Source organism: Psychromonas sp. Urea-02u-13, from assembly GCF_002835995.1.
GTDB lineage: Bacteria > Pseudomonadota > Gammaproteobacteria > Enterobacterales > Psychromonadaceae > Psychromonas.
Genome location: NZ_PJBZ01000059.1, coordinates 1 through 15,836, shown reverse-complemented (window position 1 = coordinate 15,836; position 15,836 = coordinate 1). Strand labels below are relative to the sequence as shown.

Genomic DNA, 15,836 nt, shown 5'->3' with positions numbered 1-15,836 from the left:
ATATTTAAAAAGTAGCGTAAATTAGTAATATAGCCAGCAGTGCTTGTGAAATTTTCCTCTTATTTTTGTCACATTAGAGGTGGTTCGAGATTTACGAAAAGACCGTCATTGTACCTGTAGTGGATAAGTTTTTTACTGTGCTAGCAATAGATAGGTGATCTAGGTAGAATCGCCACAAATTTGAATAGGTGTGAATGGAATATAATGAGTAGAAAAATTGAGTTATTAGCCCCTGGTGGTGATGTAGATGCGATTAAAGCTGCAATTGTTGCAGGCGCTAATGCGATTTATTGTGGTTTAGATATGTTTAACGCCCGTAATCGCGCGACTAATATCTCATTTGAAGAGCTTAAAGGTGTTTTACGCCTAGCACATCGATTCGAATGTGAAGTCTTCCTGACTATCAATGTCGTGATTCTTGAACATGAGATCAAAGGGGTGGTTAAATTACTTAACCAGCTAGTTAATACCTCTATAGATGGCATTATCGTGCAAGACTTGGGTATCTTTAACCTCGTTAAAAAGCATTTCCCATCACTACTTATTCATGCTTCAACACAATTAACGTCACATAATGAAGGGCAAATTAAATTCTTAGCCAAAGCCGGTGCGACACGTGTGAATTTATCGCGTGAAATGAATTTGCCAGAAATAAAAATGCTTTCAACCGTGGCACATGACCACGATGTATTAACGGAAGTGTTTGTACATGGCGCATTATGTATTGCCTTTTCAGGCCAGTGTTACTCAAGCTCGGTGAGTGTGGGTAATTCGGGTAATCGAGGACGTTGTAGCCAAGCCTGCCGTGATGAATATGAAATCACTGATGCGGGTAATAAATTCCCTTTAAACTTAAAAGATAACTCTGCGTATTTTGATCTTCCTGAGCTGGTGGACGCAGGTGTTGATTCACTGAAAGTAGAAGGGCGTATTAAAGGCGCACAATATGTACATACAGTGGTAAACAGTTGGCGTCAGCAGATTAATAAATTCGTTGAAACGGGTGATTTACTCGATGACGACAGTAATTTATATAAAGTCTTTAATCGTGACTTTACTAACTCATTCTTGAAAGGGAATTTGAGTAAAGATATGTTTATCGATAACCCGCGAGATAACAGTTTTCAGCATGCTAACGATGCAAAAAATGCAATTTCAGTGGTACAAATTCAAGAAGTACAAACAGAACTGTCTTCACAAAAGAATGCTATCAGCGCCGATGTGGCTGAAAAAATTAAACATATTAGTATCGAAAAATCTGTTTTAACCATGTCATTCTCAGGTTCTTTAGATAAACCGCTACAAGTGACGCTTGAATTTGAAGGTCAAGTGCATCACATTTGTTCAACGAGTTTATTGAAAAATGCAGACGAAGCGGCGATAGAGCCTGCTGCCATTGAAAAACGTTTTAGAAGCTTTAAAAAGAGCGACTACTTATTAGAAGAGATTAACTTTGATGCGTTAGAAAGTGGATTAAGCGTGCCATTTAAAGAATTAACCATCATGAAGAACGATGTGGCTTTCATTCTTAATGGACACGTTAAACTGATTGCGCCTGTTGAGTTACCTGCATTAGAAAGCTTTGATAAAGTCTCTGAAAAACCGACGTTATCGCTGCTCATTAGTGATGTTAAAGATATGCTATTAGCGCAACATACTGATGCTGATATCTACTTTAAATTACCTGAAAGCTGGAAAAAACGTTGTAATAAACACATCGATATTTTCCTCGAGAATCCACGTTTAATTCCATGGTTTCCTGCGGTATTAATCGGTAAAGATTACAACGAGTCTATTCGATTATTAGAAGTAGTAAAACCAAAATGTATCGTATCAAATAATACGGGTATTGCGCTTAAAGCCGTTGAATTGGGCATTGAGTGGATCGCGGGTCCTTTCTTAAATACCACCAACTCTTATGCGTTATTAACGCTACAAGAAGAATTAAATTGTTCAGGTGCGTTTATTTCTAATGAAATTAACCGTAACCAGATGCGCAATATCAAACGTCCTAAAAACTTTAAGTTGGTATACAGCATTTATCACCCAATCTTGATGATGACTAGTCGACAGTGTTTCTTTCAACAAACCGTAGGTTGTAACAAACCGACGATTGAAGATGGTTGTATGCTCAAGTGTCAAAAGGCCACCACGATCACTAATGTGAAAGGTTTCTCTTTTGCCGTTGATAAACAACTGGGTGGTTACCCAAGTATCTACAATGATGAACAATTCTTAAATTTAGATGTTGTTGAAGAGTTTTCGCCATTATTTGATGAGTTCTTTATCGACTTAACCAATATCGGTGCGGGTTCAAAAACAGAACTAGACAAAGTTGAACTACTAAATCACTTTACGCAGTTGATAAATGGCGATAAAGCATCAAAAGTAACATTAGATGAAATGGTGACGCTTTCAACTCAGGCGCAATATACGCAGGGTTTATAATTTATAAATTGTGACTCATCAATGTGAGTCTCTTTTCATTAAAGATAAAACTTTACTTGCCGATAATAGGTGTAGTCGCTGAAATTGAACTTTAGCGCTATATTTATAGCGAAGAGAAAGGGGAATAATGATGGATATGAGCGTTGTAGGTTCAGTGATGAGCAATCAAGCTAAAGTGAGCACACTTGAAAAAGTAAATACACATTTACTGAAAACGAATAATGAACAAGTTGAACAGCAAACAAAACAGTTATTAGATTCCGTAGCACCGGTTGTAAGTTCAGACGGTAAAGGCAAGCACATCGATATTAGTGTTTAATAGAAGTGTTAAAATGATATTGCAACAGACACAAAAAAGGTAGCTATTATGGCTACCTTTTTTTATGTCTGTGTTATTTGAGACTTACGCTTTCTTTGGAAGTAGTGCAGTGACCGCAACAACAACAAATAAAACCGTGTAAATAGTGAAACTAACAATTAACCACTGTGGCATCGAATAACCAAGAAACTGCCAAACAATATCCGCACAATCACCCGTTGGGTTAAATAACCACGGAAGCCATTCATGTAGCGGCGCCCAAGTGGGGAAATTAGGGAAAAAGTCACAGGTTGCAAAAGGTGAAGGATTCATTTGGTAGTCAGTATGCTCTAACGCTAACAAAAGCCCCCAAACCGCACTGATAGCCCAAAGGATAAAAGCGCTAATACGTACAAACACATTCTGCGGTGCGCTTGCACCAATGAAACCTGCCAATATAATGCCGAGCATAGTAATGCGTTCATAAACACACATCACACAGGGCTCAAGCTCCATAACGTGTTGAAAGAATAGGGCACATAGTTCTAAGGCTAATGCACTAAAGGCAAGTAGTAACCATGGCCACCGTTGTGAAGAGAGGCTTTTTAAAGTAGATAACACAATTAATTCCTAGAATGGGTAAGATTGTTCTTTGTAACATTAACTGATACCTAATTTCAAACATAAATCATTGTTTTATTTCCATGGACCTTCAAGATACAAGCCAGCAAGGAAAATTCGTTTGCAATAGCCCGATCACTTAAATGCAAAGTGCTTCAATGTATATCGGATATTTTACGCGATGAACCCACTGTTGATATTGATCTACTTCAAGCCATCACAATTGTAAGACGTTTCGATTGAACGAGTTTGTGCTTTAGTTGTCTGTTTAGGAATTGTTAAGCTCTGCGTTTACTGAGCTTTGTACCATGATTCATAACGGGTATAATATTTTTTGACTGTGCCTGAGTAGGCCTGACTGTGTTATCATTAATATAGTTAAATTATAAAAAGCGGATAAACAGATAGATGATAATGAAAGCAAAAGGGCCGGCAGATGTTGCTGAGCAATATTTGATCGAATCAATTTGGAATGGCTCCATAGCGATCAATTCAGAGCTGCCTGCTGAACGTTTTCTTGCCGATAAAATTGGCGTGACACGCACGACGTTAAGAGAAGTATTACAACGTTTATCAAAAGATGGTTGGATAACTATTCGTCATGGTAAATCGACTAAAGTAAATGACTTCTGGGAAACCTCGGGCCTGAATATTTTAAGTACGCTGACACGTTTAGATGTGAATAGACGCAGTGACTTTATCGACCAGTTGATGTCAGTGCGTACCAATATCAGTACCATTATTTTACGTATGGCCGCTAAAAACAATAATGAAAGCGTATTAGCCTTTTTAGAGAATACCCCCTCAATCGATGCTAGCAGTGAAGAGTTTGCCGAATTTGATTACCGCTTTTATCATCAAGTTGCCGTGTCATCGAATAACATGATTTATGTATTGATATTAAATGGATTGCAGGACTTATATCGTAAAGTTGGTATTTTCTATTTTTCTAATAGCGAAGCGCGCTCTATTGCACTTAATTTTTATGCGGATATTAAGGCAGTATTAGAGAAAGGTGAAATACAACAAATAATGCAAATAGTGCGTGATTCTGCCTTTGCCAGTGGTAAAATATGGTTACGGTTACGTCATCAATTACCTGCCGATTTTCTAGATTAATAAAATTCTCCTTATTGAGGTTTCCTTTGCTTAAAAAAAATATGATCAATCACCTTTCTGGTGTTCAAAAACTATTTGAAGTGGGGGTCATTATGACCCTGTTTAGTGCTGTTTTTGTCGCTATTTCACTGCTTTCATTTTCGCCTGTAGACCCAAGTTGGTCGCAACAGCAATGGGTTGCGGATATTCAAAATTCCGGAGGCCGTGTCGGGGCTTGGACAGCAGATGTGCTGTTTTATGTGTTTGGGTTATTAGCTTATGTGGTGCCCTTTATTGTTTCTGCTTTAGCGTGGATTCTTTTTTGGAAACCTAAATTTAGCCTCGACTTCGATTATCTTAATTTAAGCTTGCGTATTATTGGTTTCATTTTCACTATCTTTAGCCTCTCGGGATTAGCATCACTTAACTTTAACGATTTCCACTATTACCCGTCGGGTGGTTTGATAGGTGACGTGATTGCACAAAGCATGCTCGGTTTATTTAGCCTACTTGCGGTGAATTTAGTGTTATTAACACTGCTCATCTCTGGCATCACATTGTTATTTGGTTTCTCTTGGTTACGTTTAGTGGATGGGTTAGGCGCATTAACGATTAAAGGCATCATACAAATTGGCTTGCTACCTGCGCACGTTCAAGCATTTAATGAAAACCGCTTAATCGCAAAAGAATTAGACGACTCACTGAAAGTGGACAAAAAACCACGTAAAAAATTAAATTTCTCTTTACCGAAAAAAGCAGCCAAAGCAGAAAAACCAGTAAAAGTTAACCAAGAAGCAATACTCTCGCCAGAGATAGATGAACAATATGAACACGCACCATTTAGTGATGATGATATAGCGGACGTTGACGATTTTGTGTTTGCAGCTTCCGGATTGGAAAACGATGATGTTTCTCCTGAAATCAACTTTAGCGAAAGTGAACTTGATGACGTGCCACACATTTCAGCTGAAACGGTAAATGAGGCTCCTGAAATAATACCTGACTTCTCGCATTTACCGGCACATGCAAGACCAGCGATTAAACGTAAAATTGATAAAAACTTAGCGCCTTTTCCAAGCATTGATTTATTGGATCGCCCCAACAAAAGAGCAAATCCTGTTTCAGAAGAAGACTTACAGATTGCTGCGCGTTTAGTTGAATCAAAACTATTGGAATTTAAAATTAAAGCCGATGTGGTTAACGTATTACCAGGACCTGTTATTACACGCTTTGAATTAGCGTTATCACCGGGTATGAAAGTAAGCACGGTTTCTAGTCTTGAAAAAGATTTAGCACGTGCGTTATCGGCAATGAGTGTGCGTGTTGTGGATCAAATCCCCGGTAAAGCGGTGATTGCATTGGAATTACCCAATAAACATCGTGAAACCGTATTTTCTTCACAAGTACTGGGTAGCCAAGTGTTCAGAGATGCAAAATCACCACTATCAATGGTATTAGGGGCGGATATCTCAGGTGAGCCGGTGGTTGTTGATCTAGGTAAAATGCCACATTTATTAGTTGCAGGTACAACGGGTTCAGGTAAATCGGTTGGGGTTAACTGTATGTTAGTCAGCCTACTTTATAAGTCAGCGCCTGAAGACGTACGCATGATTCTAATCGATCCTAAAATGTTGGAATTAAGTGTTTATGAAGGGATTCCACATCTATTAACAGAAGTCGTGACAGACATGAAAGATGCAGCCAATGCGCTGCGTTGGTGTGTGGGTGAGATGGAACGTCGTTATAAATTATTATCAGCGGTGGGTGTGAGAACACTGGCTGGTTACAATGCAAAAGTAAAAGAGGGTAAAGAAACGGGACAACCAATGGTTGATCCCGTTTGGAAAGAGGGCGATAGCATGGATGAAACGGCGCCTTATTTAGAGAAGCTACCTAATATCGTGGTTGTTGTGGATGAGTTTGCTGACATGATGATGATTGTGGGTAAAAAGTGTGAAGAGTTAATCACACGTATTGCACAAAAAGCCCGTGCGGCCGGTATTCACCTTATTTTAGCCACACAGCGTCCATCGGTAGATGTTATTACAGGTTTGATTAAAGCCAATATTCCAACACGTATTGCATTTCAAGTATCGAGTAAAATTGACTCGCGTACCATTCTGGGGATGCAAGGTGCTGAAACGTTATTAGGTCACGGTGATATGTTGTATTTACCACCGGGCACGGGCGTACCAACACGTGTTCACGGCGCATTTGTAGATGATCACGAAGTTCATAAGGTCGTTGCAGATTGGAAAAAACGTGGCGCACCCAATTATGTTAAAGATATTTTAGAGGGCGAAATGAGTCTTGATAGTATTTTACCTGGCGAAGAAGTCGAAGGTGAAAATGAGATTGATGCACTGTTTGATGAAGTAGTGGCATTTATTACCGAGACACGTAAAGTCTCAATTTCTAGTATTCAACGTAAATTCAGAATTGGTTATAACCGTTCTGCTCGTTTAGTTGATCAATTACAAGCACAGGGTGTTATCAGCTCACCGTCAGGCGCAAACAGCAGCCGTGATGTACTTGCTCCACCACCCGTTAAGGATTAAAAATCATGCAAAAGTTTCTTGTTTCATTATGTTTACTGACACTCTCTTTTTCTGCAAACGCACTGTCAGCAGACGCGCAACAGTTAAAAGATAAATTAGCCGTTTTTGAGCAAATTAACGCGACATTCACACAGAAAGTCAGTAGTGCTGAAGGTAAGCTATTAAACAAAAGTACAGGCGAAATGACTATTTCGCGTCCAGGGAAATTTCACTGGCAAGTGATTACACCAGAAGAGGACTTAATTGTTTCTGATGGTAAAACGATTTGGTATTACAGCCCATTTATAGAGCAAGTTACCCTGATTAATTTTGCAGACGCGATTACAGGTACGCCGTTTGCTTTACTTGCCGGTGCAACAAAAGCGCAATGGGCAGATTACGTAGTCACTAAAAAAGGCAACATATTTAGTGTGACTAATCCTAAGCAAGTTCAAGCAACCCGCTTTATATTTGAATTCGATAACAACAATAATATCAATAAATTTGTTGTGATTGAAGAGCAAGGACAACGTAGCGAGTTTTTATTAACGCATAAAAAAGTACTGACTCCGATTGATGATGCCATGTTTAAATTTAACATTCCCGCAGGTGTAGAAGTGGATGACCAACGTTAATGCGTGATCTGTTTGAAGTAAATAATGAATTTCAACCCTTGGCTGCGCGTATGCGGCCCAAGGGTTTTGCACAATATATTGGCCAGTCTCATATTGTGGGTGAAGGTAAACCGCTTCGTAAAGCACTAGAAGCGGGCGCTGCCCATTCAATGATTTTGTGGGGACCACCGGGTACGGGTAAAACAACACTTGCCGAGTTGATAGCGACTTATTGTAATGCGCATGTTGAGCGTTTATCCGCGGTGACGTCTGGCATTAAAGAGATTCGTGCTGCCATTGAAATCGCTAAACAAAATCAAGCTTCCGGTTTACGCACTTTATTGTTTGTTGATGAGGTACATCGTTTTAATAAAAGTCAGCAAGATGCTTTTTTACCTTTTATTGAAGATGGTACGATTTTGTTTGTTGGCGCGACCACTGAAAACCCTTCCTTTGAACTTAATAACGCATTGCTTTCAAGAGCACGTGTTTACCTGCTTAAAAAACTAACAGACAGTGAAATTGAAGCGGTTATAGACCAAGCCTGTGAGGCGAGTGATGGGTTAGCCGCAAGTAATATTCGTTTTGAAAATGAAGTAAAACAAAAATTAGCGATTTTAGTACAAGGCGATGCACGTAAAGCGCTTAACTATCTTGAATTGTTGAACGACATGGCCATCGAAGGCTTAGTCACGTTAGAACTACTGATGGAAATAGCGGGCCGTGAAGGGGTGAGCTTTGATAATAAAGGCGACTTATTTTACGACTTAATATCCGCTTTTCATAAATCGATACGTGGCTCAAATGTTGATGCCGCTTTGTATTGGTTTGCGCGTATGTTAGCAGGGGGTTGTGATCCACTTTATGTCGCAAGACGTTTATTAGCGATCGCCTCTGAAGACATTGGTAATGCCGACCCGCGTGCAATGCAAATTGCCATTAATGCCTGGGATTGTTTTAGCCGTGTTGGCCCCTACGAAGGTGAGCGCGCTATCGCACAAGCCATTGTTTATTGTGCCAGTGCACCAAAAAGTAATGCCGTATATGTCGCCTTTGCAAAAGCAAAACAACTAGTGAATGATTACCCAGACTTTGATGTGCCATTGCACCTGCGTAATGCACCGACACAGTTAATGAAAGATCTCGGTCATAATGAAGGTTATCGTTATGCGCATGATGAAGAAGGGGCGTTTGCCGCTGGTGAAGTGTATTTACCGGTTGAATTGCAAGATGAAACCTTTTATCAGCCTTCTGACAGAGGCTATGAGAAGCAAATACGCGCTAAGTTAGACTACCTTCGTGAACTTGATTCACAAAGTCCCAATAAGCGTTATTAATTCTTATTGTTTACGATCTTCTAGGGTTTTGTTCGTTATCAGCTGTTGCTAACGCCTAAACCCTGCAGGACTGAAGTCCGGCTTCCTACAATTACATATCCTTGGAAGTGAGCCTTTAGGCTTGCCATAGGTTGCTAACACCACAAACCCTGCAGGATTAAAATCCCACTTCCAAATAACGCGCTAGAAAATTCCTTTTGCAAGCTTTCCTATTTTTTGATCTTCTTAATCAAGCACGCAAATAGACTCGAGTGTGTTTCTCTGAGTTCCCCTATTTTTCCCTCAAAAGGAATTTCGCCTTTGCTATCAAATAGTTTAGGTACTGCAATACGCTGCGATGAGTAAATTCCCGTATGGCCACTAAAGAAATAAGCGGTATAACAAACAACGGCAAAATAGAGTAAATACTCTGAACCAAAGAGCTCAACGCCCATTATGGTACAGGCAAGAGGGGTATTGGTTGCTGCTGCAAAAACAGCGATAAGACCCAGTGCAGCAAAGAGTTCAGGTGGCGCACCTAACACCCAAGCGAGTGTGTTTCCTAATGTGGCGCCAATGAAAAACAAAGGTGTGACTTCACCGCCTTTAAATCCAACGGACAAGGTTAACGCAGTAAGACCTAACTTAAATAACCAGCTATACCATTCAGCACCACCCTCGTGAAAAGCAGAGACAATACTCACACCCCCTTCACGGCTCGAATACACACCTAAGCCGGTATAGTCATAATTACCAATTAATTTTGTTAATAGAATGATAAGAATACCGCCGACAAACACGGTCAAGTAGGGGCTTTTTAAAGTGACTTTAAAGAAGTCTTTTAATGAGTGAGTTAATTCACCAAATAAATAACCCGCAAGACCAAAACCAATACCCGCAACCAGCACTTTCAATAATAAATAAGGGTCAATTTTTACAATGTTATCCAGTATTTGGAATGTTTCTAAGAAATCAATTCGGAAATGAGTATGGTGTGCACCCAACGCGGTAGCCACTGTATCGGCAATAATGGCAGCAAAAAGAGCGGGCAGTATAGCATCGTACTTAATACGGCCAATCGCGAGCACTTCCAATGCAAAAATAGCGCCGGTTAAAGGCGTACCAAAGATGGCGCCAAAGCCTGCCGCCACACCAGAAATTAATAATAAGCGTGTATCGGAAGGGGATAATTTAAATAATCCGGCAAAGAAATGAGATGTCGCGCCACCGATTTGAACAGCGGTGCCTTCACGACCTGCTGAGCCACCAAATAAATGCGTGATCACCGTGGTAATCAGCACAAGCGGGCCCATTCTTTTAGGGATGCCTGCGCCCGGTTCATGGATTTCATCCATAATCAGGTTATTACCACCGGCTGAATTTTTACCCAGTTTTTCGTATAGATAAACAATGAGTAAACCTGCAAAAGGCAGAAGATAAAGTAACCATGTGTTTGCTTCACGCGTTGAGGTCGCTTCAGAGAGTAGCCATAAAAAGAAGGCATTTAATGCGCCAATCAAGCTTGCAACAGGAAGAATGATGATTATCCAGCGGCACATGTGTAAAAAATGTTTTGGATTGAGTTTTAATGGGTGAGACATAATTGCTTATACCTAAAAATTAATTAACGGGTAAGGATAGGTACAGATATGAAAAGAGATTAAGAATCTGTGCGGGGCTATCCTATCTAGCAGGGGTCATCATCTCACATAAAAAATGAGCGGTTAAAGGTGGAACTCCATCACCCGTGATATATACCCATGCTACTTCAAGATGCAAAGTCAGCAAGAAAAATTGTACCGAGATACTAGGCATAAAATTGAAGCCTAGTCATTCTAAGTCGATATTTTATAACAACGTAGATGGGTACAATTTTCATTGCCCTACGGGGCGCAAGCTCGATTATTATTCAACCATGGCAGCCCAGCGTTACAACAATCGAAAAGTGAATAACAATAATGGATTAACGTCTTTTTTAATCCTACCGTTCGATAGGTTACCTCATATTGTGCCTTGCTCTGGTTATCGAGCTTGTGCCTGACAAAGCATTTTGAGGTGGCATGGGTATAGATCACAAAAACATTATAAGCATCAAGATGTTGTATTTCAATATTAATGATTGTTTGTGTTTTTATAACGCCCTTAATATTGATCCTAAACAATTGCTTAAATTTAGCTTATTTAATTGCTCAATACGCAAGAAGCTTCTTTGGAAAAGGTTTTCCATTTGTTACACTTGCCTTTAATATGTTGGGCTTGCTGATTATGGTTGCTATTTTTCAGTGAATGCAACAAGCAACAACTTCCTCATCACCTTGGTGGCCATTAATTGGCGTTGGGTGTTTAGGAGCATTAACCACATTTTCAACATTTTCGATGGATAACCTGTTGTTATGACAGCAGGGGGAACTGTTAAAAGCGATAACTATCGCGTTAAATGTTGTTTGTATTTTGGCTGCCTACATGGGCACACTATTAGTTTTAAAGAGTTAGGGAAATAAAATGTTAGATGCAAAGTTTTTACGTAATGATATTGAAAAAACAGCTGAGTTATTAGCGAACCGTGGTTTCAAACTGGATGTTGAATTAGTCAGCTCCCTTGAAGAGAAACGTAAATCATTACAAATTCAAACAGAATCCCTACAAGCTGAGCGTAATAGCCGCTCAAAAGAGATTGGCATGGCTGCAAAACGTGGTGAAGATATTGCTCCACTACGCGCACAAATGAACGAATTTGCAGCTCAATTAGATGCTGCGAAAGAAGAGTTCACTGCACTGGCAGCGCAAATTCAAGAAATTGCTTACACCATTCCAAACTTGCCACATGAATCTGCGCCACTGGGTAAAGATGAAAGTGAAAACGTTGAAATTTCAACGTGGGGTACTAAAAAGACATTTAACTTTGACGTAAAAGATCACGTTGATTTAGGCGAAGCACTGGGCGGATTAGACTTTAAATCTGCAGTTAAAATCAGTGGCTCTCGTTTTATTGTGATGCAGGGACAAATTGCAAAATTACACCGCTCATTAGCGCAATACATGTTGAACCTACATACTAATGAACACGGTTACACTGAGATGTACGTACCATTATTGGTTAACTCTGAAAGCTTGTACGGCACAACACAGTTGCCTAAATTTGGTGATGACTTGTTCAACACTAAACCTGCAACAGAAGAAGGCCAAGGTCTATCACTGATTCCATCAGCTGAAGTACCATTGACTAACATGAGTCGTGATGTGATTTATGATGAAGCTGATTTACCGATTAAAATCACTTCACACACACCTTGTTTCCGTAGTGAAGCGGGCTCTTACGGCCGTGATACACGTGGTCTTATCCGTCAGCATCAGTTTGATAAAGTTGAATTAGTACAGTTTGTTCATCCAGAAAAAAGCTTTGAAGCATTAGAAGAAATCACAAAACATGCAGAGCAAGTATTAAAAAATCTAGAACTACCTTACCGTAAAGTGGTTTTATGTACCGGTGACATGGGCTTTAGTGCAACTAAAACATACGATTTAGAAGTATGGGTACCCGCACAAGAAACGTACCGTGAAATCTCGTCTTGTTCTAACGTCGGTGATTTCCAAGCGCGCCGTTTACAAGCACGTTTTCGTCCTGAAGGTAAAAAGAAGCCTGAACTTATCCATACATTAAATGGCTCTGGTTTAGCAGTAGGTCGTACATTAGTGGCAGTGCTTGAAAACTACCAGCTTGAAGATGGCCGTATTGAAATTCCAACTGTGTTACAACACTACATGGGCGGTTTAACGCATATTGGTTAATAGCCGAAGGCTAGCTGTCAGTAAAAACTAAAAAAGAGCCAATGGCTCTTTTTTTTTGCGATGAGAAATGTAGCATAAGATTCTAGTTTACCCGTTCACTTAGAGGCACAACGTTTATCTTAAGTACTTATCCATTATTTTTTGATGGATTCCCTCCTCTTTGATTTCGTCGAATGCGGTCTGCAGTTCTAAAATCAGTTCGTCCGGTGTTTCAATATTAAAGGCATAGTAGAGATTACCGTCAAACAGTTTATATACCACCAAATAGTCATCACTGTTAAAACCATTCTTTTTGATTTCCCATAAAGCGACATTTTTCTCGTAGGCCCAGGCATCTATCCTATCAAAATTGAGCTTGTTGATTGAACGTCTGGTGGCATGCACTCCGCCAAGGCGCTTAAGGTCTTTTAACTGCATACCCGCGGCGAGAAGAAGTTGTTCTCCAATGTCTTCTCTTACAACACCGATGCGATAGTTAGAAAGGTCTCGAGCAGAGTTGATATAAATATTGCTGTTCTTTTTTGCAATTAATGCAATGGTTGTCGAGGCAATAGGTCCAACCCATTTAAACAGTTTTTCCCGTTTTTCAGTGCGAGTGGTGGAGAAAATGCAGGTATCTGAATTATATAAAACATCATGATACGCTCTGGCCCAGGGCATCACTTCAATTTCCTGAACATCGGTATCTGCTTTGATTTTTTTCAGCATCACATCTAATAAATCTACTGCAATACCCTGCAGGCGACCATCTTGAAAAAAATTATAGGGAGGGTAGTTTTCCGTTAAACATTTAATTTTGTCGAAAGGATGAGACAAACTAATTTGCGGGATACTGAGTCCAAGCAAAACAAAACATAACATTAACATTTTTTTAATCGATAGTTTCATTACAAAGGCACCTAAGTAAATGATAATTACTTACTAGAATACTAGTACAAAATTGACACTCAGTTTGCCTTTAGCACAAGTGACACGGGCAGTATTTTCTAAATAGGTTACTTCTCTAAGGCGTAAAAGGGCCTGTTAGCCTTAGTAAATATCGGTCATTATTATTTAAATGGGAGGACTGAATGACTGCGCCACTTTGGGGCGTTTACAAGGTAGATTTTTAAGTCGGAACGGCCTACAAAGTATCTTATAAAACAAGTAGATTCCCTCTATAGTCGTGACCCAAATCACTATAGCAGTACCATCATAACGGCTATTAAATTTTAACCACACGGGTTGCTGCTTTCTAGGTAAAGAAGCTTGTATATGTGAGTAAAAAAGAGGAAGTTAAATAGCGATATCATAAAATCCAGAGTCACATATTAGAGAGGTAAATATATCTTGAGAAACATTAAAACCATGAAAGTTTTTGGCAGTGCAGTGCTTATTTTTGGCTCTTTTATCGTTGTGCTTGTTTTGGGCGTTTATTTTCTCTCAGAAGATAAGAATGAAGCCGAGAGCACAAGCGCACAGCACGTCATTTATCAATCGATAGGTGAGTTAGGTGGCTTTTCAAATGGTGAATCTTCTATGGTCAAGACAATCAATGTACTTAGCGACAATAGTGATAACCCTGATATTGAATCCATTGTTAACTGCTACACCAATAGCAGTGCTACTGTTTTTCGTGATCACTTACGAGCGGTCAATTTTTCACTAGGGCAGTTTTGTAAGGTACAACAAAATTTAGAAGCCACATCGACATCTACATCGAATCAACATAACAGCGACAGGTGTATAGAGCCTAAATCAATTATTCTGAGCATCGATGAACTTGAAAAGCTAGGCCGTAAATATACGGGAGATTTCGCAGCAGATTTAGCCCGCTGTGAAATTTAAAGGGACGCTGCTAATCTATCTCGCTTTGGGGCACAAAGCGCCTTAGGGAAAATGATCAATTTGAATCTAAATTAATAGGCTGAATCACTTGGCCACAACATATCAACTCGGCCCGAAAATACAAAAACACACCAAGTATTATATTAATTTATATTTAATATAATTTGTATGCTTGAAAATTAGCGACTTAGCCCATATTTAGTATGCTTATATACATATTTTTAAGGATTTATTATGGAATTTATTACCAGTGCAATACTAGGTGGATTACTTTGGGATTTTATCAAGTTCAAAGCCACTCCAACGGTTGAGAACATAAGAGAAACAGTGAGTAAAGTAACGAATATTGATGAAACGATTGAGTTAGCGCTAAGTCAAGAATTAACAAAAATAGACATTAACCAATGTGAATCTCAAGATGAAGTAATACAAAAGCTTGAGTCATCTTCCCAGATGAAAGCTTTATTGAACCAGCTAAACCAAGCAAATTCACCTCAAGTAGTTGTTCAAACTTTCGGTAGTGGGGATGCCGTCTACGGCGATAAAGTTATGGGGGACAAAATCGTCGGATAACATGATTATCTAAGACAAATATAAATACTTAACAGAGACAATATATGACAAGAACACAAGATAACGTTGCAAACGATATTACTACAAGTGTATCAGCTACAGGAAGTGGTGATGCCGTATATGGTGATAAAGTAATGAGGGATAAGTACACCACCATAATCCAAAGTGAAGTTTCTTTAGAGCTTGTTAAGCCTGTATTGTTAGATATTGTTCAAAAGCTTGGTGAGGGAAATAAAGATCAAGCAGAAGCTATGTTAAGAACTTTAGGTATGCTGGGTAATCTCAACTCTACAACAAAAATAGCTATCGCATGTTTAAAAGCAGTAACTTATTTTGAATTGTCAGATGAAGAAAAACAAACAATAAAGAAAGCTTACTCAGAAAACTCTTCCCAAGATAAAGATTTTCAAGACTTTTTAAATGCAGCTGCAATTAATTTACTTCGAGAACAAAAATCAGAACAAGAATTAAAAGACTTTTATTGTGCTCTTCCTGCAAACCCTTGCACTGATATCGCTTACTATAAAACATTAGTTAAGATCAACTCGAGTGATGATATTTCTAGAGAGTTATCTAGTTTTTCTTTACCTGTTCTACATTTATTGTTGGAAAAATCATTTGCTTCTGGGAATCCTGATATCTGCCAACAGGTTTTTGAAGAGCTCAAGAAAAAAGATCTTTTTTCAGATTTTTCAGGGCAAGAAGTAATTTTAGA

General features: G+C 39.2%; 13 protein-coding genes and 1 riboswitch. Of the genes, 10 read left to right on the top strand and 3 right to left on the bottom strand.

The genetic code is table 11. The annotated features are described in order from the left end of the window. Positions 1–204: 204 nt before the first annotated feature. On the top strand, positions 205–2,448 hold the full coding sequence (locus CXF74_RS10435; RefSeq protein WP_101082389.1) for a peptidase U32 family protein: 2,244 nt from the start codon (positions 205–207) through the stop codon (positions 2,446–2,448). A gap of 127 nt (positions 2,449–2,575) precedes the next feature. Continuing rightward, the gene (locus CXF74_RS10430; protein ID WP_232772496.1) at positions 2,576–2,767 is read left to right on the top strand and encodes a hypothetical protein; all 192 of its coding nucleotides are present in this window, start codon (positions 2,576–2,578) and stop codon (positions 2,765–2,767) included. 84 nt (positions 2,768–2,851) lie between these two features. Here the strand turns inward: CXF74_RS10430 and dsbB are convergent, their stop codons facing one another. Continuing rightward, entirely contained in the window at positions 2,852–3,367 is a 516-nt protein-coding gene (gene dsbB / locus CXF74_RS10425) for a disulfide bond formation protein DsbB (protein ID WP_101082387.1), read from the bottom strand. Positions 3,368–3,775: 408 nt separating this feature from the next. Here dsbB and fadR point away from each other — a divergent pair, with 408 nt between their 5' ends. Genes fadR through CXF74_RS10405 form a run of 4 tightly spaced genes read left to right on the top strand, consistent with a single transcriptional unit; the run spans position 3,776 to position 8,953 of the window. Beyond that, positions 3,776–4,486, top strand: a complete 711-nt coding sequence (fadR, locus tag CXF74_RS10420) for a fatty acid metabolism transcriptional regulator FadR (protein ID WP_101082386.1) — start codon at positions 3,776–3,778, stop codon at positions 4,484–4,486. A gap of 41 nt (positions 4,487–4,527) precedes the next feature. Then, positions 4,528–7,023, top strand: a complete 2,496-nt coding sequence (locus CXF74_RS10415; RefSeq protein ID WP_101082410.1) for a DNA translocase FtsK — start codon at positions 4,528–4,530, stop codon at positions 7,021–7,023. Between the two features lie 5 nt (positions 7,024–7,028). Continuing rightward, complete coding sequence (gene lolA / locus CXF74_RS10410; RefSeq protein WP_101082385.1) at positions 7,029–7,637, top strand: outer membrane lipoprotein chaperone LolA; 609 nt, start codon at positions 7,029–7,031, stop codon at positions 7,635–7,637. After that, positions 7,637–8,953 carry a replication-associated recombination protein A gene (locus tag CXF74_RS10405; RefSeq protein ID WP_101082384.1) on the top strand — a complete coding sequence of 439 codons (1,317 nt, stop codon included), beginning with the start codon at positions 7,637–7,639 and terminating at the stop codon, positions 8,951–8,953. The genes lolA and CXF74_RS10405 overlap by 1 nt, the downstream gene beginning before the upstream one ends. A gap of 209 nt (positions 8,954–9,162) precedes the next feature. Here the strand turns inward: CXF74_RS10405 and CXF74_RS10400 are convergent, their stop codons facing one another. Then, the gene (locus CXF74_RS10400) at positions 9,163–10,533 is read right to left on the bottom strand and encodes a voltage-gated chloride channel family protein (RefSeq protein WP_101082383.1); all 1,371 of its coding nucleotides are present in this window, start codon (positions 10,531–10,533) and stop codon (positions 9,163–9,165) included. An 83-nt stretch (positions 10,534–10,616) separates the two neighbouring features. Beyond that, a riboswitch (Fluoride riboswitch) is annotated at positions 10,617–10,687 on the bottom strand. Between the two features lie 747 nt (positions 10,688–11,434). On the opposite strand from CXF74_RS10400, the gene serS reads away from it, so the two are divergent. Next, positions 11,435–12,721, top strand: coding sequence for a serine--tRNA ligase (gene serS / locus CXF74_RS10390; protein ID WP_101082382.1), 1,287 nt, complete (start codon positions 11,435–11,437; stop codon positions 12,719–12,721). Positions 12,722–12,835: 114 nt separating this feature from the next. Here the strand turns inward: serS and CXF74_RS10385 are convergent, their stop codons facing one another. After that, the gene (locus CXF74_RS10385) at positions 12,836–13,609 is read right to left on the bottom strand and encodes a substrate-binding periplasmic protein (protein WP_101082381.1); all 774 of its coding nucleotides are present in this window, start codon (positions 13,607–13,609) and stop codon (positions 12,836–12,838) included. 441 nt (positions 13,610–14,050) lie between these two features. On the opposite strand from CXF74_RS10385, the gene CXF74_RS10380 reads away from it, so the two are divergent. From CXF74_RS10380 to CXF74_RS10370, 3 genes are all read left to right on the top strand, one after another. Beyond that, positions 14,051–14,548: a hypothetical protein gene (locus CXF74_RS10380; protein WP_157822376.1), complete on the top strand. Its 498-nt coding sequence runs from the start codon at positions 14,051–14,053 to the stop codon at positions 14,546–14,548. Positions 14,549–14,782: 234 nt separating this feature from the next. Further along, complete coding sequence (locus CXF74_RS10375) at positions 14,783–15,121, top strand: hypothetical protein (RefSeq protein ID WP_101082379.1); 339 nt, start codon at positions 14,783–14,785, stop codon at positions 15,119–15,121. A 44-nt stretch (positions 15,122–15,165) separates the two neighbouring features. Continuing rightward, on the top strand, positions 15,166–15,836 hold a 671-nt coding region (locus tag CXF74_RS10370), incomplete at its 3' end, for a hypothetical protein (protein ID WP_157822375.1).